The 20,403-nt window shown below is 73.9% G+C and carries 19 protein-coding genes; 6 read left to right on the top strand and 13 right to left on the bottom strand.

All coding sequences use genetic code 11. From position 1 onward, the window contains the following. The first annotated feature begins 40 nt into the window (after positions 1–40). The gene (locus DAI17_RS11305; RefSeq protein WP_159081488.1) at positions 41–460 is read left to right on the top strand and encodes a DUF2177 family protein; all 420 of its coding nucleotides are present in this window, start codon (positions 41–43) and stop codon (positions 458–460) included. A 13-nt stretch (positions 461–473) separates the two neighbouring features. On the opposite strand, the gene DAI17_RS11300 is transcribed toward DAI17_RS11305, so the two are convergent. Both DAI17_RS11300 and DAI17_RS11295 read right to left on the bottom strand, forming a co-directional pair. Next, a complete protein-coding gene (locus DAI17_RS11300; protein WP_107773029.1) occupies positions 474–1,670 on the bottom strand; it encodes an ATP-binding protein in 1,197 nt (398 codons plus the stop codon). A gap of 99 nt (positions 1,671–1,769) precedes the next feature. Then, positions 1,770–2,048: a hypothetical protein gene (locus DAI17_RS11295; RefSeq protein WP_107773028.1), complete on the bottom strand. Its 279-nt coding sequence runs from the start codon at positions 2,046–2,048 to the stop codon at positions 1,770–1,772. A gap of 51 nt (positions 2,049–2,099) precedes the next feature. Here DAI17_RS11295 and DAI17_RS11290 point away from each other — a divergent pair, with 51 nt between their 5' ends. Further along, entirely contained in the window at positions 2,100–2,981 is an 882-nt protein-coding gene (locus DAI17_RS11290) for an Fpg/Nei family DNA glycosylase (protein WP_107773027.1), read from the top strand. A 20-nt stretch (positions 2,982–3,001) separates the two neighbouring features. On the opposite strand, the gene DAI17_RS11285 is transcribed toward DAI17_RS11290, so the two are convergent. Further along, entirely contained in the window at positions 3,002–3,454 is a 453-nt protein-coding gene (locus DAI17_RS11285; RefSeq protein ID WP_107773026.1) for a hypothetical protein, read from the bottom strand. Between the two features lie 46 nt (positions 3,455–3,500). Continuing rightward, positions 3,501–4,226, bottom strand: coding sequence for a leucyl/phenylalanyl-tRNA--protein transferase (gene aat / locus DAI17_RS11280; protein WP_234412453.1), 726 nt, complete (start codon positions 4,224–4,226; stop codon positions 3,501–3,503). An 80-nt stretch (positions 4,227–4,306) separates the two neighbouring features. Between aat and DAI17_RS11275 the strand changes: the two genes are divergently transcribed. Further along, a complete protein-coding gene (locus tag DAI17_RS11275; protein ID WP_107773024.1) occupies positions 4,307–5,659 on the top strand; it encodes a calcium-binding protein in 1,353 nt (450 codons plus the stop codon). A 433-nt stretch (positions 5,660–6,092) separates the two neighbouring features. Beyond that, positions 6,093–6,773, top strand: coding sequence for an EcsC family protein (locus tag DAI17_RS11270; protein WP_107773023.1), 681 nt, complete (start codon positions 6,093–6,095; stop codon positions 6,771–6,773). A 19-nt stretch (positions 6,774–6,792) separates the two neighbouring features. Here the strand turns inward: DAI17_RS11270 and DAI17_RS11265 are convergent, their stop codons facing one another. Genes DAI17_RS11265 through DAI17_RS11235 form a run of 7 tightly spaced genes read right to left on the bottom strand, consistent with a single transcriptional unit; the run spans position 6,793 to position 15,540 of the window. After that, on the bottom strand, positions 6,793–8,037 hold the full coding sequence (locus tag DAI17_RS11265) for a hypothetical protein (protein ID WP_234412452.1): 1,245 nt from the start codon (positions 8,035–8,037) through the stop codon (positions 6,793–6,795). Beyond that, a complete protein-coding gene (locus tag DAI17_RS11260) occupies positions 8,034–9,149 on the bottom strand; it encodes a hypothetical protein (RefSeq protein ID WP_159081487.1) in 1,116 nt (371 codons plus the stop codon). Before DAI17_RS11260 ends, DAI17_RS11265 begins: the two co-directional genes overlap by 4 nt. Then, a complete protein-coding gene (locus DAI17_RS11255; protein WP_107773021.1) occupies positions 9,146–10,234 on the bottom strand; it encodes a hypothetical protein in 1,089 nt (362 codons plus the stop codon). Before DAI17_RS11255 ends, DAI17_RS11260 begins: the two co-directional genes overlap by 4 nt. Positions 10,235–10,280: 46 nt before the next feature. Beyond that, a complete protein-coding gene (locus tag DAI17_RS11250) occupies positions 10,281–11,210 on the bottom strand; it encodes a hydroxymethylglutaryl-CoA lyase (RefSeq protein ID WP_107773020.1) in 930 nt (309 codons plus the stop codon). Next, positions 11,203–13,185, bottom strand: coding sequence for an acetyl/propionyl/methylcrotonyl-CoA carboxylase subunit alpha (locus tag DAI17_RS11245; protein ID WP_234412451.1), 1,983 nt, complete (start codon positions 13,183–13,185; stop codon positions 11,203–11,205). The genes DAI17_RS11250 and DAI17_RS11245 overlap by 8 nt, the downstream gene beginning before the upstream one ends. A 5-nt stretch (positions 13,186–13,190) precedes the next feature. Beyond that, positions 13,191–14,837 (bottom strand): carboxyl transferase domain-containing protein, encoded by a 1,647-nt coding sequence (locus DAI17_RS11240; protein ID WP_456093751.1) that lies wholly within the window; start codon positions 14,835–14,837, stop codon positions 13,191–13,193. A gap of 19 nt (positions 14,838–14,856) precedes the next feature. Continuing rightward, positions 14,857–15,540, bottom strand: a complete 684-nt coding sequence (locus DAI17_RS11235; RefSeq protein WP_107773019.1) for a TetR/AcrR family transcriptional regulator — start codon at positions 15,538–15,540, stop codon at positions 14,857–14,859. 269 nt (positions 15,541–15,809) lie between these two features. Here DAI17_RS11235 and DAI17_RS11230 point away from each other — a divergent pair, with 269 nt between their 5' ends. Together DAI17_RS11230 and DAI17_RS11225 are read left to right on the top strand one after the other, a co-directional pair. After that, entirely contained in the window at positions 15,810–16,364 is a 555-nt protein-coding gene (locus DAI17_RS11230; protein ID WP_107773018.1) for an SACE_7040 family transcriptional regulator, read from the top strand. A 9-nt stretch (positions 16,365–16,373) separates the two neighbouring features. Then, on the top strand, positions 16,374–16,889 hold the full coding sequence (locus DAI17_RS11225) for a ferritin (RefSeq protein ID WP_107773017.1): 516 nt from the start codon (positions 16,374–16,376) through the stop codon (positions 16,887–16,889). Between the two features lie 38 nt (positions 16,890–16,927). Here DAI17_RS11225 and DAI17_RS11220 read toward each other — a convergent pair whose 3' ends face one another. Continuing rightward, on the bottom strand, positions 16,928–17,647 hold the full coding sequence (locus DAI17_RS11220) for an SWIM zinc finger family protein (RefSeq protein WP_107773016.1): 720 nt from the start codon (positions 17,645–17,647) through the stop codon (positions 16,928–16,930). Continuing rightward, a complete protein-coding gene (locus tag DAI17_RS11215; RefSeq protein WP_107773015.1) occupies positions 17,644–20,388 on the bottom strand; it encodes a DEAD/DEAH box helicase in 2,745 nt (914 codons plus the stop codon). Before DAI17_RS11215 ends, DAI17_RS11220 begins: the two co-directional genes overlap by 4 nt. Positions 20,389–20,403 lie beyond the last annotated feature (15 nt).

Genomic DNA, 20,403 nt, shown 5'->3' with positions numbered 1-20,403 from the left:
GGACAGGGCCTGTCCGCTGCGAGGCCCCCATACTGTGCGGATGCGACCCACCGCGCTGCTCACCCAGTTCCTCGTCGCCGCCGTCGTCTTCAGCATCGTCGACGTGCTGTGGCTGAGCACCGTCGCGACCGACCTCTACGACCACTACCTCGGCGACCTGCGCGCCGAGTCGCCGCACGTCGGGGCGGCCGTGCTGGTCTACGTGGTGCTGTTGGCGGGGCTCGTGCACTTCGTGATCGCCCCGGCCGTCGAGGCCGGGTCGTGGCGTCGGGCGCTGGGGGTCGGTGCGTTCTTCGGCCTCGTCGTCTACGGCGTCTACGAGCTCACCAACTGGGCCGTGCTCGCCGACTGGCCCGCCGGGCTGGTGCCGATCGACATCGCGTGGGGCATGTTCCTCTCCGCGTCGGTCAGCGTCGGGACGTACGCCGTCGTGCAGCGGCTGCCCGCCTGGGCCCGCTGAGCCTCACCCGTTGCTAGTTGGCGTGCTCGCGCAGGTAGCGGCCGAAGTGCGGCACCGTGAACGCGATCCGGCCGCGCTCGCCCGAGTAGATGAGCCCCTTCTTGAGCAGGGAGTCGCGCGCCGGGCTGAGCGACTGCGGCTTCTTGCCCAGGGCCGCCGCCACGTCGGCGGTGGGCACGGCGTCGGGAGCGTCAGGCTCGGTGCCGGCCACGTCGGCCATGGCGCGGAGGTAGTCGCGCTCGCCCGGCGTGGCCCGCTCGTAGCGGCTGCCGAAGAACCCGACCGCGAGCTCGGCGTCGGCCTCCGGGGCCGCCACCTCGACGTCGGCGGCAGTGATCGGTGAGCGCGGCGCCCGGTCCCACACCGCCTTGCCGTAGGCCTGGATGAAGTAGGGGTAGCCGCCCGTCGCGGCGTACATCGCCTCCAGCGCCGCGGCCTCGAAGAGGGCGTCCTCGTCCTCCGCGGGGACCGTGAGCGCGAGGTCGGCGGCCTCGCGGGTGAGCCGGTCGATGCGCTGGTAGCGGAACAGCCGCTCGGAGTAGGACTTGCTGGCGCTCAGCACGGCCGGCAGGTGGGGCAGCCCGGCGCCGACCACGATCACCGGCAGTCCCGACTGGCTGATCTCGTGGCAGGCCGCGCACAGCGCCGACACGTCGTCGGGACCGAGGTCCTGCATCTCGTCGATGAAGATCGCGATGCCCTTGCCCTTGTCGGCCGCGAGCCCGCCGAGGTCGGTGAAGAGCTCGACGAGGTCGATCTCGATGTCACCGGAGTCGGCCCGCCCGCGCACGGCGGGGACGTCGATGCCGGGGCTCCACTGGTCCTTGAGCTTGGCGGCCGGGCCGGCGTCGCGGTGAGCGAACGCCTTGATCACCCCGAGCACGTGGTCGACGCTGTCGGCGTCGCGGTGGCCGAGCTCGCGCACAGCCTGGTGCAGGGCGCCGCTCAGCGGACGCCGCAGCCCCTGGTCGGGCCGGGCCTCGAGCTTGCCTGTCCCCCACTGGCGGCGCACGGCGGCGCTGCGCAGCGCGTTGAGCAGCACCGTCTTGCCGACGCCGCGCAGGCCGGTGAGCACCAGGCTGCGCTCGGGACGGCCCCGCGCCACCCTCTCCAGCACGACGTCGAAGGCCGCCAGCTGCTCGTCGCGGCCGGCGAGCTCGGGCGGGCGCTGGCCGGCGCCGGGGGCGTAGGGGTTCCGGATGGGGTCCACGATGCGACGGTATCGGGCTGTCTAGCCGAATCCTTAGATGTCGCGAGAGTCCGCGATCGTGTCGCCGGGGCCGGGGTCACCGCGCCGCCCGTACGACGGTCAGCCGGCCTGCTGCCCGTCGCCCGGGAGGGCGCCACCCCGCTCGGCGCGGTCGCGCGCCACGGCGTACGCCTCGGTGAGCCCCGCGCGCAGCAGCTCGATGAGGTCGGGGACCTCGTCGACCGCGAGGCGGAACGTCCCGGCGCACAGGTTGTCGCGCCACAGCGACAGCACGACGACGTCGGCCTCGGGGTGCCAGGACACGCGCAGCGACCGGTCCTCGCCCCGCGGGTCGAGGAAGACGCCCCCGGTGCGGGGCAGCGGTCGTGGTGCGGGCATGGTCCATTGTGACCTGCCCCACAAGTCGGTGTCACTGCCTATGATCGCCGCATGCCCGAGCTGCCCGAGGTGGAGGCGCTGGCCCAGGACCTCCGGGGCCGGCTGGTCGACCGTGCCATCGCCCGCGTCGACTTGGCGGCGTTCAGCGCGCTGAAGACCTTCGACCCGCCGCTGCAGTCGTTGCACGGGACGCTGGTCGAGGACGTGACCCGGCACGGCAAGTTCCTCGACATCACCGCGAGCGGCACGCACCTGATCGTCCACCTCGCCCGGGCCGGCTGGATCAGGTGGCGCGACGAGGTGCCCGCCCTGCCGGCCCGGCCCAGCTCCAAGAGCCCGCTGGCCGCACGCGTGGTCATCGACGACCCCGACCTGGAGACCCAGCCCGGCCTCGACATCACGGAGGCCGGCACCAAGAAGAGCCTGGCCATCTACGTCGTCCGCGACCCGCAGCAGGTCGAGGGCATCGCGCGCCTCGGACCGGACCCGCTCGACGAGTCCTTCACGATCGACGTGCTCGCCGGGATCCTCCAGAGCGAGGGGCGCAAGCAGATCAAGGGCGTGCTGCGCCACCAGGGCACCATCGCCGGCATCGGCAACGCCTACTCCGACGAGCTCCTCCATGCCGCGCGCATGTCGCCGTACAAGCCGGCCAGCTCGCTGGACGAGGCCGAGGTGCAGACGCTGTACGACGCCATCCGCACCGTCATCGGCGCGGCCGTCGAGCGGTCCCGGGGCCTGGCCGCCAGCGAGCTCAAGGGCGAGAAGAAGAGCAACCTGGCCGTCCACGGCCGCACCGGACAGCCCTGCCCGGTGTGCGGCGACACCGTGCGCGAGGTGAGCTTCGCCGACTCCAGCCTGCAGTACTGCCCGACCTGCCAGACCGGCGGCAAGCCGCTGGCCGACCGCCGGATGAGCCGGCTGCTCAAGTAGCCCGCGCGGCGCGAGCGCGGTCACTGCGTGGGCGCCTCGGTCGGCATCTCGGGCGCCTCCATGTTGTCCAGGGGCGACCCGCAGGTCTCGGTCGTGTAGGTGTCGAACTCAGCCACCTGCTTGGTCTCCTCCTCGCTGAGGTCGGAGTCCATCTTCTCGAAGTCCTCCGCCGTGGCGTCCTCGGCGAGGTCGTCGATGAAGGCCAGGGTCGTCTCGAAGCCCGCGCGCGCGTCGTCGGGCATGTCCGAGGGCGTGCCGGTCTCCTGCATCGTCGCCCCCCAGTCCTTGATCTTGGCGATGATCTCGGCGTCCGTGGCCTCGGTCATCGTGGACATGTCGGCGAAGAGGGTCCGGTAGCTCGTGCAGTAGTCGTCCTGGCTCGCGTCGGCCGGGGCGCCGTCGCTCCCCCCGCTGCAGCCGAACGCCGTGCCGCCGACGAGGACGAGCGAGGCGGCGAGCAGGGCAGACTTCATCGGGGCTCTCCTGACGGGTGGCGGCTCCTGGCGCGTCCAGCCTGCCCTATCGCGCCTGATCCACGCCCTCCCCGGGGTCGTCGGCAGCCGGGACGCCCTCGAACGCCGCGGGCAGCGGCAGGTGGAGGGCCACGGGCAGGTCCGCGAGGTAGGTCGACCGCGACCGCTCCTGCACGCCCAGGGTCTCCAGGTGCGGGGTCTGCCACTGCACGTCGAGCACCCGGTCGTGCGCGTGCTCGTCGGAGAGCAGCGAGACGAGACCCATCAACGCCACCTTGGACGCGTCTCGCTCGCGGTGGAACATCGACTCGCCGGCGAACAGCCCGCCGATCGCCACGCCGTACAGCCCGCCGGCCAGCCGGCCGTCGCGCCACGCCTCGACCGAGTGCGCCCAGCCCAGCTCGTGGAGCTCGGTGTACGCCGCCCGCACCTCGCGGGTGATCCAGCCGTCGGGCCGGCGCCGGTCGCCGCACGCGGCGATGACCTCGTCGAAGGCCGTGTCCACCCGGATCTCGAACTCCCGCGCCGAGCGCCGCAGCGACCGGGAGACCTTGAGCCCGTCCAACGGCAGCACCCCGCGCCGTACGGGCGAGAACCAGCCCATCGGGTCCTGCGGCGGACCGATGGGCATCGGGAAGAGCCCGCGCGAGTAGGCCCGGAGCAGCGTCCCGGGCTCGAGGTCGGCGCCGACCGCGACGAGGTCGTCCTCGGGGTCCCACAGGTGCGGCTCGGGGAAGACCCACGGGGTGTCGGGAGGGTGGACGGGGGGCACGTTGGGCACGGTAGCCGGGACCGCGACAACTTCTCGCCCAGCCGGGGCGTCACACCGGCAACCTGACCTCGGGAGAGACCATGAAGACCACCGCCCTCAAGACCACCGCCCGCAAGACCACTGCACTCACGACGGCCGTCCTCGGCGGCACGCTCGTCCTCGGCGCCCTGACCGGCGTGCCTGCCCATGCCGCCCCCACGTGCGACGGACGCGCGGCCACCATCGAGGTGCCGGCGACCGGGTACGTGACCGCGCCCGTCACGGGCACGCCCGGCGACGACGTCATCGTCGGCACGCCGGGTCGCGACACCATCGACGGCGCCGGCGGCAACGACGTCATCTGCGGGCTGGACGGGCCGGACACGATCTCGGGCGGCGAGGGCGACGACCGCCTCTTCGGCGGCCTCGACGGCGAGTACTCCATCGACGACGGCTACACGGGTGACCTCATCGCGCCGGGCCCGGGCGACGACCACGTCGACCTCGGCGCCGACCCGCAGGCGCTGGACATCCACCCGGTCGACTTCGGCTACCTCGACCGGGTCGTCTACGCCGACGCCGCCGGTCCGGTCGTCGTGGACCTGACCGCCGGCACGGCGACGGGCGAGGGCACCGACACCATCGTCGTCGCCGGTCCGGCCGGCGTGGTCGGGAGCGCCTTCGGCGACCGCATCACCGGGTCGCCGTACGACGACCTGATCCAGGCCGGCGGCGGTGACGACGTCGTGGACGCCCGCGGCGGCAACGACCACGTCGTCGTGGACGGCGGCGCCGACACCACCTTCGCCCTCCCGGCGATCGACGGGGGCGACGACGTCGCCCGCGGTGGCGCGGGTCGGGACATCCTGGTGTCCAGCGGTGGCACCGACCGGCTCTCGGGGGACGGCGGCAAGGACTTCCTCACCACCTCCTCCATCTCCTTGGGATCCCTGCACGGCGGCCCCGGCAAGGACCGCCTGCAGGCCCTCGGCCAGGTCGACGTGTCGGCCGGCGCGGGCAGGGACGAGATCGACTACCGGCTCGAGCCGGGCACCCGCACCGAGATCGACGGTGACGGGGGGCGCGACCGCCTCACGATCAAGCTCAGCCGCGCGTTCGGCAAGGGCGAGAAGGTCCGCGTGGACCGGCCCCGCAACCGGATGACCGTGACCGGGTCCTCGACGCGTCTCGGGTACTTCCAGGTCGAGCAGCTCCACGGCAGCGGCGGCCACGCGCACTGGACCTTCATCGGCACCCGCGCCGCCGAGCGGGTGTGGATCCAGGGCGGGCGCTCCCTGCGGGCCTTCGCCAAGGCCGGGAACGACGACCTGATGGGCACCGGCGGCCGCGACCTGCTCCACGGCGGCCCCGGCCGGGACCGGGCCGACGGCAGCAGCGCCCGGGACACCTGCGTCGCGGTGGAGCGCGCGCGTCGTTGCGAGGTACGGCGCTGACGGTCGGCGCCTCGCGGGCACGCGCTGCGTGGTGGCGCGGGTGCGCAGATCCGGAGCGTGCGTCGGGGCGCGGGTTGCGCACGTGCACAGGTATGGCGACCGGGTCCCGGCGCGGGTCGCGCAGCTGCGCAACTATCGGGACCGACCGCGGGCGCGGGTAGCGCAGCTGCGCAGGTGCACCACCGGTCGCCGGGTGCGCGCCGCATTCCTGCGCACGTGCGCGACCGACGGCGCCGCGTCGCCTCCTTTCCTGCGCACGTGCGCGACCGACGGCGCCGCGTCGCCTCCTTTCCTGCGCACGTGCGCGACCAGCTCACGGCCGGGACCCGACCGGAAGCTGGTTGGCCCCGACGAGGCGGCGGCCACCCCGGGTGGTCGGCTGGTGGCCTCTGCGGGTGGTCTGAGACGCGGACCCCCTCCGTAGGATCGAGACATGAGTGTGAAGGGGTCCGTCGGCAGGCTGCTCGTGCCCAAGGTCTCCGAGCTGGCGCCCGGGGTGACCTCCTCCTTCGTGCGCGAGGCCCTCAACCGCGCCATCGACGGGGTCGGCCCGCTGCCGCCCGCCGCCGCGGCGGCCGACAAGCAGCTGGAGGAGCAGGGGGGACACGTCGAGCGTGCCGTCCACGAGGTCATCGAGAACCACGTCCGACTCGCCGGCGCCCAGGGGTTCATCACCAACGTCGGTGGGCTCATCACCGCGGCCGTCGCGATCCCCGCCAACATCACCGGGCTCACGCTGCTCCAGTGCCGGATGATCGCCGGCATCGCGCACCTGCGCGGCCACGACCTCGACGACCCGCGGGTCCGCAACGCGATCCTGGTGACCCTGCTGGGCGAGGAGAACATCGCCAAGCTCGTCGAGAAGCGCAAGATCCCGGCGCCGCCGATGGCCATCGCCACCGCGCCGGCCCACGACCCCGCCCTGGACACCACCCTCGCCGCGGTGGTGGCCGGCGACCTGGTCGCCCGGATGGCCGGCAAGCGCATCGCGACCACGGTCGGCCGCCGGGTCCCGGTGGTGGGCGGCGTGGTGGGCGCCGGCGCCGACGGCTACTACACCTGGCGGGTCGGGCGGTACGCCGACCGCGAGCTGCTGCCGCGCACGCGGCCCTGAGCGACCGGGCGACGAGCCCTCAGTAGTGGCGGCCGCGGACGCGGCGGTAGATGCCCAGCGCCCGGCGCCCGGCCGGCCTGGCCTCCAGCGCCTGCACCGCCCGCTCGGCGTTGCTGCGCCGGGCGAGGACCAGCTCGTGGCGCGTCTCCTCGAGCTCGCGCGCGAGGTTGGCCTCCACCTCCCGCAGCCGGGAGCCCTCGACGAGCAGCGCGGTGATCGCGTCCAGGGCCGCGGGCAGCAGGTCCTCGGCCGGGGCGGTGTCGGGGTCGACGAACGTCCCCGACGGGGCACCGACCAGGTCGGCGAGGTCGCCGACGACGTCGTACCCGCGCTTCTCGACCTCGGCGACCCACGACCGCGAGAGCTCCTGGACCCACTCGTGGGTGTCCGGCGGGAGGCCGAGGCGGGCGCTGCCGGTGCGGCGCGAGAGGGTCTGGTGGGCCAGCAGCTCGCGCACCAGCGGGCGGTAGTCGGGCGGGTCGACGACCGGGGTGACCCGCTTGTTGACCAGCCGGAGCAGCGCCGTCTCGGGGACGCCGAGCGAGGGGTTCGCGCGCTCGGGGGTCAGGTCGAGGTCGATGCCGTCGAGGCCGAAGGCGTGGCTGAAGCGGCGCCAGAGCTCGTCGGGGGCGGCACCCGGCCGGGGCACGGTGACCAGGTGGACCTGCTCGGGCGGCAGGATCGCGCCCCAGCGGTCGAGGATGTCGGGGATCTCCTGGGCGCCCCAGAACCACGAGCCGATCCGGGTGTCGCGCGCCGGGTCCCGGATCATCTCCAGGAAGTGGGCGTAGGAGACGAGGCTGCGGTGCTTGACGTTCTCCTGCCACTCCGCCGGCACCTGGCGCACCAGGTCGCGCACCGACACGATCACGTGCACCTCGACGCCCTCGCCGAAGGACGTGAGCGCCCGGTCGACCTGGGTCGGCGAGGCTGTGGAGAGGATCTCGTGGCTGATGATCGAGGTGCCGGGCCAGGCGCGGACCTGCTCGGCCAGCCGGTCCCACGCGCCGACGGCCTGGGTCTCCAAGCCGCCCCACGTCAGGCGCATCAGGTCGAGCGCGGCCAGGAAGTGCCCGTCGAAGCGGTCGGCCGGGTAGAGGATCCCGTGCCCGCGCAGCACCTCGCGGTTGCGGAACAGCACGTCCTGGAGGTACGACGTCCCGGTCTTGGGGGTGCCCACGTGCAGCAGCACCCGCTTGCGGGCCGCCGCGCCGGTCGTGGCGTCGGTCGTGGGGTCGGTCGTCGGAGTCGGGGGTGTGCTCACCGCGTCTCCTTCGTCCAGTCCTCGTCCACCAGCATCCGCACCGCGAGCTCGAGCACGGCGGCGTCCGGGCGCTCCGGCGCCGGCGTCTGCCCTGTCAGGACGGGCGCGACGGCGGCGGGGTCGCCGACGACAGGGTAGCCAGCCCGCCGGAGCCGGCGGGTCATCCGCTCGGCGGCGCGCGTCACCCACTCCCGGTGCTCGTCGGGCACGCTGACCGGCGGCATCGAGGTGAGCGGGATCCGAGGCCACACCGTCCGCGACATCAGTCGTGCCCGCTCGTCGGGCGGCACGAGGAGCCCGACGACCGTGGCGATGCGGCGCGCGAGCTCGGCGGCGTCCGCGCCGGGGCGCCGGGCCGCGGGCACGCGGCGTACGCCGAGGGCGTCCGGCAGCGCGGTCGGGTCGAGGACCACGGTCACCCCGCCGGGCGACCCGGCGTGCCGGTCGGCGACCGCGGGGAGGTCGACGCGGGGGGGCAGCTGCCCGCGCTGCTGCCAGAACCGCAGCCACTCCAGCCACGCACCCGAGCCGCGCTCGAAGCAGCGGCGGGTCCACACGTCGGCGAGCATCTGGTCGAGCGGTGCGCCGATGACGACCATCGGCCCGGCGCCGAGGCGGCGGGGCCCGAGCGCCTCGCGGGCGGCGGTCGCCAGCACGGGGTCGCCCGCCACGCGGTGCCGGTGGGGCCGTGGCCGCGGCAGGCCGCGTCGCTCGCGCGGCACCCCGAGGCGCACCACGTCCTCGGCGAGGACACTGGTGGCCACCCGGACCAGCTCGTCGGCGGGCAGGTTGGCGGGGTCCACCGGCAGCGGCCCGTAGCCCGTGCCGGCCACCCCGACGAGGGCCAGGTCCGGCTTCCCGCGGCCGGGGGCGGCGGCGGTCAGGACCCGGTCGGCCAGGCCAGGGGCCAGGGGTCGCGCGGAGGCGGCGAGGTTGAGCCGCCGGAGCAGCTCGAGCTGCTGGGCACCGGGCAGCACGCGCCCGCTCGGCTGGGCCTCGACGGTCCACGCCACCCAAGGCGTCGTACCGCCGTCGCGCAGGTGCGCGACCCATCCCCACGCGCGTGCGGCGCCGGGGGTCACGGCACCGGGAGCGGTCGCGGCGTGGCTCACCGCTCGCGCAGCCGGCGGGCCTGGTGGCGCAGGCGGCGCACGGGGCTGTCGGCGTCGGTGCGCTCGGCCGCCTCGCGGGTCATCACCGTGAGCGCGTCGAGGGCGGCGCCGAGCTGGAGCTTGGGGCTGACCCGGTCGGGGTTGCGCCACCGGGCCTCGGGGTCGGGGCGGCGCGGGCGCAGGTCCTCGATGTCACCGACGACGTCGACGCCGCTGCCCTTGATCCAGTCGATCCACCGCTCGGCCTGCGCCTCGGCGTAGTCGAACCGCTCGGGCGCGAGCCGCACGGGGATCGAGTCGCGGCTGACCAGCACCTCCTGGGCGAGGAGCTCGCGGATGAGGGAGTCGTAGGTCGCGTCGCGGTACATCGGCAGCTCGAGGCGGCGGTTGAGCCGACGCAGCAGCTGGGTCTCGGCGATGCCGAGGCTGCGGTTGGCGCGCTCGGAGTCCAGCGGCGCCCACGCCGGGTCGATCCCGAAGGCCCGGCAGAAGCGGAACCACAGCTCGTTGCCGGTCGGCCCGCGGTCGTGCGGGACGGTCACCACGTGGACCCGCTCGGGCGGCAGCTTGGCGCCCCAGCTGCCGAGCACGACCGGGAGGTCCATCGCGCTGCGGAACCAGGTCTGGCCGCGCTCGACCTTGGTCAGGAACCGGTTGAAGGTCCACTTGCGACCCTGCTTGATGCTCTCCTGCCAGGCGGCGGGCAGCTGGCGGCCGAGGTCGCGCGCGGAGTAGACGACGTGGATCTCGCTGCCCTCGAGGTCGTTCATGACCCGGGCGATCTTGTCGGGCTTGGCCGGGGCGAGGATCTCGTGGGAGATGACGACGGTGCCGCTGGCGCGGCGTACGCGCTTGACCATCGTCTCCCAGGAGCCCTTCGCGTGACCGGGCGTGCCGCCCCAGTCCTGCTCGAGGAGGTCGAGGGCCGCGCGGAAGTGGAAGAGGTCGGCGTCGACGAAGCGGTTCTTGGTCGGGATCGTCACCCCGTGCTGGGACAGCGACGCCTGGTTGAGCATCAGCCGGTCCTGCAGGTAGGTCGTCCCCGTCTTGGGGGCGCCGATGTGGAGGTAGACGACGCGGCTCATGGGGGTGATTGTGCCCGAAGCGCGCGGCAGCGCTGCGAGGGCACCGTCAGGTCCGGGCCAGCGCGCGTACGACGGCGCTGGGACTGGGGCGCCCGAGCCGTCCGGCCATCCACGTGCTGGTCGCCACGACCGCGTCGAGGTCGACCCCGTGCTCGATGCCGAGGCCGGTGAGCATCCAGACGAGGTCCTCGGTGGCGAGGTTGCCGGTCGCCGACCTCGCGTAGGGACAGCCGCCGAGCCCGCCCGCGCTGGCGTCGAAGGTGGTGATGCCCTCCTGGAGCGCGGAGAAGGCGTTGGCCAGCGCCTGGCCGTAGGTGTCGTGGAAGTGCATCGCCAGCTGGTCGGTCGCCATGCCGGCCTCGACGAAGGCGGCGACGAGCTGCTTGACGTGCCCGGCGGTGCCCACCCCGATGGTGTCGCCGAGGCTGAGCTCGCTGGCGCCGAGGTCGAAGAGCCGCTTGCCGACCGAGACCACCTGGTCGATCGGCACGGCCCCCTCCCACGGGTCGCCGAAGCACATGCTCACGTAGGCCCGGACGTCCAGGCCGGCCTCGCGGGCCCGGGCCACGGTCGGCTCGAACATCGCGAACTGCTCGTCGAGGCTGCGGTTGAGGTTCTTCTGCGCGAAGGTCTCGGTGGCGCTGCCGAAGATCGCGATGTGCCGCATCCCGAGGTCGAGGGCGCGGTCCAGGCCGCGCTCGTTGGGCACCAGGACCGGGTGGGCGCGCCCCTCCTCCCCCAGCATCGTCATCAGGTCGGCGGCGTCGGCCAGCTGAGGCACCCACTTCGGGTGGACGAAGCTGGTCGCCTCGACGACGGGCAGGCCGGCGGCGACCAGGCGGCGTACGAACTCGGCCTTGTCCTCGGTGGGGACGATCGCCTGCTCGTTCTGGAGGCCGTCGCGGGGGCCGACCTCGTAGATGGTGACGCGCTCGGGCAGCGCTGTCGTGGCTCGCGCCGTTCGCAGGTCAGCCATCGGAGGCCTCCGCCTCCACGACGAGGAGGACGGCCCCGAGGGGGACCTGCTCGCCGGCGGCGACGTTGACCTCGGTGACGGTCCCGGCGAAGGGCGCCGTGAGGGCGAGCTCCATCTTCATCGCCTCCATGGCCCCCAGCGTCTCACCCTCGTCCACCCGCTGGCCCGGGGTCACCAGGACGTCCAGGACCGTGCCCGGCATGGGAGCGACCAGCGTGCCGTCGCCGGCGGCCGGGCCGTGGTCGGCGAAGGCGTCGGGTCGCTCGAAGCCGTAGCGCTGGCCGCGGTGCGCGACCTCGACCTTGCGGGCGGTCGCGTTGACGTACGCCGTCTCGCGGCGGCCGTCGAGGGACAGCTCGGCCCGGTGGTCGGCCAGCCGGTGCTCCTGCACGAACACGTCGTCGACCCGGTGGCCGGGGACGTCGACGCGCAGCTCGCGGCGCCCCTCGGGGGTCTCCAGCGCGACCAGGGTGCGGGCCGGCTCGCCCGCGACCCGCCACCCGTCGGTGGCGAAGGGGTCGCCCGGGCGGTCGGAGAAGCGGGGGCTGTGCAGCACGGCGTCCACCCACGCGGCGGTGAGCAGCGCGACCTCGGCGTCCGGGGCCGGGATCTCGGCCCGGTCCAGCCAGGCGGTGTCGATGGTCGCGTCGCGGAACGCAGCGCCCGCGGCCAGCTCCCGGACGAAGCCGGTGTTGGTGGTGAGCCCCAGGACGGCGGTCCTGTCGAGGGCGTCGACCAGCGCCTCCCGGGCGGCCTCGCGGTCCTCGCCCCACGCGATGACCTTGCCCAGCATCGGGTCGAAGGACGAGCTGACGACCTGTCCGGACTCCAGGGCGGCGTCGACGCGGACCCTCCCGTCGCGCCGGGCCGGGTCGCCGAAGGGCTCCGCCGGCCAGCGGACGAGCTCGGCGGTGCCGGCCTGGGGCAGGAAGCCGTGGTAGGGGTCCTCGGCATAGATCCGCGCCTCGACCGCGTGGCCCTCGAGGGTGACGTCGGCCTGGGTGAAGCCCAGCGGCTGCCCGGCGGCGACGCGCAGCTGCAGCTCCACGAGGTCGATGCGCTCGCCGCGGACGCGGACGACCTCCTCGGTCACCGGGTGCTCGACCTGGAGGCGGGTGTTCATCTCCAGGAAGTAGACCTCGCCGGTGTCGCTGTCGAGCAGGAACTCGACGGTGCCGGCGTTGGCGTAGCCGACCTCGCGGCACAGGGCCACCGCGCTGGAGGTGACCAGCTCGCGCTGGGCGTCGGTGACGGTGGGCGCCGGCGCCTCCTCGAGCACCTTCTGGTGGCGGCGCTGCGTGGAGCAGTCGCGCTCGAAGAGGTGGACGACGTTGCCGTGGTGGTCGGCGAGGACCTGCACCTCGATGTGCCGGCCGCGCTCGACGTACTTCTCGACGAGGATCGTGTCGTCCCCGAAGGCGCCGAGCGCCTCGCGGCGGGCGGCGGCCAGCGCGGCGTCGTACTCGGTGCGCGAGCGGACGATGCGCATGCCCTTGCCACCACCGCCGGCCGCGGCCTTGACGAGCACGGGGTAGGCGAAGTCGCCCGGGTCCACGTCGAGGTCGTACGACGGCACGACGGGGACGCCGGCGGCCACGGCGATGTCGCGGGCCGCGTCCTTCTTGCCCATCGCCTCCATGACCCCCGAGCTGGGGCCGACGAGGGCGAGCGGCTCGGTGCCCTCGATCTCGCGGGCGAAGGCGGCCCGCTCGGAGAGGAAGCCGTAGCCGGGGTGCACGAGCTGGGCGCCGCGGTGGTGGGCGGCCTCGGCGATCTCCTCGATCGCGAGGTAGCTCGACACCTCCGCGGAGTCGTCTGCGGCACGCACGTGGGGCGCGTCCTTGTCGGCGGCGGTGTGGACGGCGACAGTGCGCAGGCCCATCGCCCGTGCGGTGCGCATGACGCGCAGGGCGATCTCGCCGCGGTTGGCGACCAGGACGGTGTCGATGCGGCGAGCGCCGCTCAGCGAGGTCAACGAAATCACATCCGGAAGATGCCGTAGGAGGGGTCGGGCACCGGCGCGTTGGCAGCCACCGCCAGGCCCATGCCGAGCACCCGACGGGTGTCGGCGGGATCGATCACGCCGTCGTCCCACAGCCGGGCCGTGGAGTAGTAGGGCGAGCCCTGGGTCTCGTACTGCTCGCGGATCGGCGCCTTGAACGCCTCGACCTGCGCTGGCGTCTCGAGGTCGGTGCGGACGGTGGCCAGCACGCTGGCCGCCTGCTCCCCGCCCATCACCGAGATCCGGGCGTTGGGCCACATCCACAGGAACCGCGGGTCGTAAGCGCGGCCGCACATCCCGTAGTTGCCGGCGCCGAACGAGCCGCCGATGACCACGGTGAACTTCGGGACCACGCTGCACGCCACCGCGGTCACCAGCTTGGCCCCGTCGCGGGCGATCCCGCGGTTCTCGTACTCGCGGCCCACCATGAAGCCGGTGATGTTCTGCAGGAACACCAGCGGGATCCCGCGCTGGTTGCACAGCTCGATGAAGTGCGCGCCCTTGAGCGCCGACTCGCTGAACAGGATCCCGTTGTTGGCGATGATCCCGACGTCGTAGCCGTGGATCTTGGCGAAGCAGGTCACCAGCGTCTCGCCGTAGAGCTTCTTGAACTCGTGCATCCGGCTGCCGTCGACGATCCGGCGGATCACCTCGCGCACGTCGTACGGCGTGCGGGTGTCGGTGGGGACGACGTCGTACAGGCTCTCCGGGGGCTCGTGCGGGTCCTCGACCGGGCCGGGCTCGATCCGGCGCCCCGGCTGGGGGTAGCCGCTCGTCGCCGGAAGGGTGTCGACGATGCTGCGCACGATCGCGAGCGCGTGGGCGTCGTCCTCGGCCAGGTGGTCCACCACCCCCGACGTGCGCGCGTGGACGTCGCCGCCGCCGAGGTCCTCGGCGCTGACGACCTCGCCGGTCGCGGCCTTCACCAGCGGCGGGCCGCCGAGGAAGATCGTGCCCTGCTCCTTGACGATGACCGTCTCGTCCGACATCGCGGGGACGTAGGCGCCACCGGCGGTGCAGGAGCCCATCACCGCGGCGATCTGCGGGACGCCCCTGGCGCTCAGGTTGGCCTGGTTGAAGAAGATCCGCCCGAAGTGCTCGCGGTCGGGGAACACGTCGTCCTGCATCGGCAGGAACGCGCCGCCGGAGTCGACCAGCGCGATGCACGGCAGGTTGTTGTCGGCCGCGACGGTCTGCGCGCGCAGGTGCTTCTTGACCGTCATCGGGTAGTAGGTGCCGCCCTTGACCGTCGCGTCGTTGGCGATCACCACGCACTCGCGACCGTTGACCCGCCCGATGCCGGTGACGATGCTCGCGCTGGGCACCGCGTTGACGTCGTCGGCGTCGCGGCCGTACATCCCGTACGCCGCCATCGGGGACAGCTCCAGGAACGGGCTCCCCGGGTCCAGCAGCCGGTCCACCCGGTCGCGGACCAGCAGCTTGCCGCGGCCGGTGTGCTTGGCCCGCGCCGCCTCGCTGCCACCTCGTCGTACGACGGCCAGTCGCTCGCGGAGGTCGGCGACGAGGTCGCGCATGGGCACAGTGGCGACGAGGTCGCGCATCGTGGGGGCGTCGGCTGGGCTGCCCGCGGGGGTGGTCCCCGGGTCGGTGGTGGCGTCGGTCACCGGCACAGGTTAGCGATCGTTAACCTGCTCTGTCGACCGGCGGTTCGTCCGCCGTCGGTGCGCAGACGTGCGGGGCCACAGCGCGGGCCAGCACGGCGTCGAGGTGCTCGGTGAGGAAAGCTCGCACCCCTCGGTCGGTGATGCGGTCGGCCAGCGCCAACCGACGCTCGCCCTCGGGCGGCTCGCACAGCGTGACGATCTCCTCGGCCAGCCCGCCGATCACCACCCTCAGGATCCGCGCCTGCCGGCGAACGTGCGCCGGCGGCAGCCCGAGCCGCTGGAGCACGACCTGGCAGAGGTTGAGCAGCCTCCGATCGAATCCCGACATCGAGATCGCCATGGTCCAGTCGTGCCGTGCCCACGCCCGATAGGCGTGCAGGAGACGGAGCTGCTCCAGGCTCTCACCGTCCGCCGGCAGCCGAGCCATCATGATCTGCACTGCCTCCGACACCTCGAGCACCTCCACACGGTGCAGCGGCGCGGCGCGCCACATGTCCCTGTGGGAGAAGTGGTCGTCCACGGCGGTGAACGCACACGCGAGCAGGTGGGACTGGTCTCGGAAGTGGTACCGCACGGTGCTCGGGCTCACGCCGCTCTCGGCCGCGACCGCGCGCACCGTGGCTGCGCCGCAGCCCGACCGCAGGATGATCCGTTGGGCGGCGTCGTAGACCGCGACGTCGTAGGAGTAGCTGGGAGTCCTCATGGGACCCTCCTACCCGGGTCCCCGGTGGCTCATCTCGTCATCCACAGGTCTGGCGCAGGTGCGCAGGAATGGCAGTCGGCCGCCGTCGCCGGTCGCCCACGTGCGCAGGAATGGCCCACGGTCAGCACCCGCGCTCGCGCAGGTGCGTCACTCCTGCGCACGTGGGCGACCTCGACCCGGACACGGTGTCCATACCTGCGCGCGTGCGCAGCCCCGTTGCTCGTGGACAGCAGCCCGGCCCACCGGTTAGCGGACGCTAACCTTGGCCGGTGAGCCCGCGGCGCCAGCAGATCCTCGACATCGCCGCCGACCTCTTCGCCGAGCGCGGCTTCCACGGCGTCTCGGTGGCCGACCTGGGGGCGGCGTGCGGCGTGTCCGGCCCGGCGCTCTACAAGCACTTCCCCTCCAAGGACGCGGTGCTGGCAGAGATGCTGGTCTCCATCAGCGAGGAGCTCCTGGCCGTCGGGCGGGCGCGGGCGAGCGCCGCGGCGACGCCGGCCGAGGCGCTCGAGGCCCTGGTCGAGTGGCACGTCGAGTTCGCGCTGGCGCACCGGGCCCTGATCGTCGTCCAGGACCGGGACTGGTCCTCGCTGGCCGACGACGCCCGGGAGCGGGTCCGGGCGCTGCAGCGCGAGTACGTCGACGTGTGGGCCGCCGAGCTGCGTCGCGTCCATCCCGGGCTCACGCTCGACCGCGCCCGCGCGATGGCCCACGTGGCCTTCGGCCTCATCAACTCCACCCCGCACAGCGGCCTCCTGCCCGACGAGCAGATGCAAGGACTGCTCCACGACATGGCCCTCGGAGCCCTGCTCTCCCCCCATTAGGGTGGGGCCATGAAGCTCTCCGACCGGCTCGAGGCCGCGTTCAACGCGCAGATCACGCTGGAGTTCCAGGCGTCCCTCGTCTACCGCCAGCTGGCCATCGAGCTCGAGCTCATGGACCTCCCGGGCATGGCCGCATGGCTGCGCCACCAGGCCGACGAGGAGATCGTCCACGCCAACAAGTTCATCGACCACGTCGCCGACCGCGACAACCACCCGGTCATCGGCGCCATCACGGCGCCCAGCGTCGCCGTCGGCTCCGTGCTCGACGCGTTCCGGGCCGCACTGGCGCACGAGGAGCGGGTCTCGGAGTCGATCCGCAACCTCTACCGGACCGCGGAGGCCGAGGGCGACCTCGACTCCCGCCCGCTGCTCAACTGGTTCCTCGAGGAGCAGGTGGAGGAGGAGGCGACGGTCAAGGAGATCGTGGGGAGGGTCGTGATGATCGACGACGACGGCCCCGGCCTGCTGCGCCTCGACGAGGAGCTCGGGCTGCGCCCGACCTCCACCACCGAGGCGAAGGCCTGACCGCACCGCCGCCTGAGCGCTCGCGTCTGCTCGGACCCTCACCACCAGCGCGCGAGGTCGACCTCCGGGTCGGCGTCGAGCGCCGCCAGCATCCGCGCGGCCCGCAGGGCGGCGTCCTCGGCCACGGCGAGGTCCTCGGCCGCCGGGTCGTCCTCGTCGGCGCGCCCCGAACCTTCGTCACCGCTCCCACCCGCGCGGGTCGCGAGCTCGTGCAGCCCCGCCAGCAGCGCCTCCCGGGACAGCCCCCGCAGCTGGAGCAGCACGAACGGGTCGCCCTGCAGCAGCCACCCCAGCTGGGTCAGCACGGCCAGCGCGTGCGGGCACGGGTCCAGCCACGCGTCGCAGCCGCAGGTCGACCCCAGCTCTCCGGCGTACGGCAGGAGCTCGATGCCGGCCTCCTCGCCCGCCTCGAGCAGGGCGTGCGGCAGCTGACCGGCGAGCAGCGCGGCGACCCGCCCCGACTCGGCGGCGACCAGCTCGACGAAGGTGGCCGCGTCGCGCTCGTCGAGCACGGGCACGCTGACGGTGACGGTCCAGGTGTCGTCGCCGTCCGAGACGGCCGCGAGCGCGGAGCCGGAGTCGACGGCGATCGCCCCGACCTCCCCGGCGCGCGCGAGGGCACGACCGCGGCGGAGCTCGGCGACGGCGAAGGCCGACTCCTCCACCGCCCGCCCCCACGCCTTGCTCCACCAGGTGCCGGGCCCGCCTCCGCGGCGGGGCGCGAGGCGCGGGTGGGTGACGGTGTGCTCGCCGGTCACGACGGTCCCGGGCCGCCCGGGCTGCCGGCGTCGGGGTCCCGCAGCGCCACCAGGTCGCGCAGCTCGTCGTTGCTGAGCTCGGTCAGGGCGGCCTCCCCGCGCCCGAGCACCGTGTCGGCGAGGGCGCGCTTGCGGGAGAGCAGCTCGGCGATCTTCTCCTCGATCGTGCCCTGGGTGACGAAGCGGTGGACCTGCACCGGCCGGGTCTGCCCGATCCGGTAGGCGCGGTCGGTCGCCTGCTCCTCCACCGCGGGGTTCCACCAGCGGTCGACGTGGATGACGTGGTCGGCGGCGGTGAGGTTGAGCCCGGTGCCGCCCGCCTTGAGCGACAGCAGGAAGACCGGCGTCTCACCGGCCTGGAAGCGGGCCACCATCGCCTCCCGCTCGGCCACCGGGGTACCGCCGTGGAGGAACTGGTGGGGCACCCCGGCGCGGGACAGGTGCCGTTCGAGCAGCCGCGCCATGGCGACGTACTGGGTGAAGACGAGTGCCGCGCCACCTTCGGCGAGCACCGTGCCGATCAGCTCGTCGAGGAGGTCGAGCTTCTCCGACCGGCCGCCGAGCCGCGGGTTGGCCTGCTTGAGGAAGTGCGCGGGGTGGTTGCAGATCTGCTTGAGGCCCGTCAGCAGCTTGAGCACCAGGCCCCGGCGGGTGTCCTCGTCCGCCTCCTCGATGCGGCGCATGCAGTCGCGGACGTAGGTCTCGTAGAGCACGACCTGCTCGCGGGTCAGGCCGATGAGGTGGTCGGTCTCGGTCTTGGCCGGGAGCTCGGGGGCGATGCCGGGGTCGGACTTGCGGCGGCGCAGCAGGAACGGGCCGATCAGGTCGGCGAACTGCCTCGCCTTGGTCGGCTCCAGCCCCGACTCGATGGGCGCCGCCCAGACCTTGCGGAAGGCGTTGCGGCTGCCGAGCAGGCCGGGGATGGCCCAGTCGAGGATCGCCCAGAGCTCGGTGAGGTCGTTCTCGACCGGGGTGCCGGTGAGCGCGACCCGCGCGGCGCTCGGGATGGTGCGCAGCGCCCGGGCCGTGGAGGACCGGGCGTTCTTGACGTGCTGCGCCTCGTCGGCGACGACCAGGCCCCACGGCACGGTGGCCAGCAGATCGGCGTCGTTGCGCATCGTCCCGTACGTCGTGAGGACGAAGCCGGGGTCGCCGAGGACCTCCAGCCCCTCCAGCGTGCGCGCGCCGCCGTGGAAGCGCCGGACGGGTACGCCGGGCGCGAACCGGCGTACCTCGGCCTCCCAGTTGCCGAGCAGGGACGCCGGGCACACCACCAGCGTCGGGCCTCGATCGACGCCCTCCTCGTGCCGGTGCAGGTGCAGCGCGATGAGCTGGACCGTCTTGCCGAGCCCCATGTCGTCGGCCAGGCACGCCCCGAGCCCGAGCGAGGTGAGCTCGGCGAGCCACGAGAACCCGTGCCGCTGGTAGTCGCGCAGGGTGGCCGCCAGCCCGGACGGCACCTCGACCGGTTCCCCCACCGCGGCCGTCCGCAGCCGGTCGCGGACCGCGAGCAGCGAGGCCCCGACCACCGCCTGGTGCTCGACGTCCTCGACCTGCACGACCTCGGTCAGCGTGGCGGCGAGGGCGGCGGCGGGCGCGACCCGCCGGATCAGCCGCTTGCGGGCGCGCGCGAGCACGGCCGAGTCGACGATGGTCCAGTTGTCGCGGATCTTGATGATCGGGGTCGCCGCCCGCGACAGGTCGTCCATCTCCTCCTCGGTCAGCGCGTCCCCGTGCAGCGCGAGCTGCCAGGAGAACCCGAAGAGCGCGTCCGGCCCGAAGAGCCCCGTCTGGAGCGGCTCCTCGCGCGACGCCGGTGGGCCGGACAGCACCACCTGCGAGGTCACGTCGCGGTCGAGGTAGCGCGGCCACAGCACCTGCACGCCGATCGCGTCGAGGGCGGCCACCCCCTCGTCGAGCAGGCTGAGCAGCTCGTCGCTGTCCAGGGTGATCTGGTCGGGCACCCGGAGCGCGAGCAGCCGGTCGAGCACCGGCCACGCCACGGCGGCCGCCCGCAGCGCGATCGACGCGTGGGTGCGTGCCCGGTCGCCGAAGCCGTGGCCGCTGCCCGGCTCGTCGGCCTCGGTCCACAGCAGCGCGGCGTCGGCGACGTGGGCGGGGTTGTCGGCGGCCACGACCTGCAGGACCAGGCGTACGGCGCCCGCGACCAGCTCCTCCTCGTCGGCCTCGACGCGCAGCGCGACGTCGACCAGCTGCGGGCGGTCGTCGTTGCCGCGGGCCCGGGCGCGCGCGATGCGCTCCTCGAGCCGGCGGGTGAAGTCGGGGTCGACCCGGTGCGGCTCCGGCCCGGCCCGGGCCGGGCTGCGCCGGGTCGCCAGGGGCGCCGCCCGCGGCATCGCGTCGACCACCGCGTCCAGCACGGCGCGGACGATGCCCTCCGCCGTCGCGACCTCGAGACCCTCGTCCGCCCGGGCCCGGGCCAGCTGGACGATGCGGTCCTCGTCCGCGGCGTCGAGGCCGGCGACCCGCCAGCTGGTGCCCGTCTCGTCCGGACCGAACCGTCCCGCCGCGACCAGCCTCATGCCGAGCAGGGCGGCGCCGCTGAGCAGCGCCACGCTGGGGTGCACGTCGTCCCGGGCGTGGGCCCGGGTGAGCACCGGCAGCGCGCCACGGACCGGCAGGCTGACGGTGCGGCGTACGTCGGTGAACTCGACCGTCCCCTCGCGGGGCAGCGCCGCCGCCCGGAACGTCGCGGGACCGCTCACCGGGACGAAGCTCACCCGCCCACGCTAGCG

Source organism: Nocardioides sediminis, from assembly GCF_003047295.1.
Taxonomy (GTDB): Bacteria; Actinomycetota; Actinomycetes; order Propionibacteriales; family Nocardioidaceae; genus Nocardioides; species Nocardioides sediminis.
This window is presented reverse-complemented; position numbering and strand designations above follow the sequence as displayed.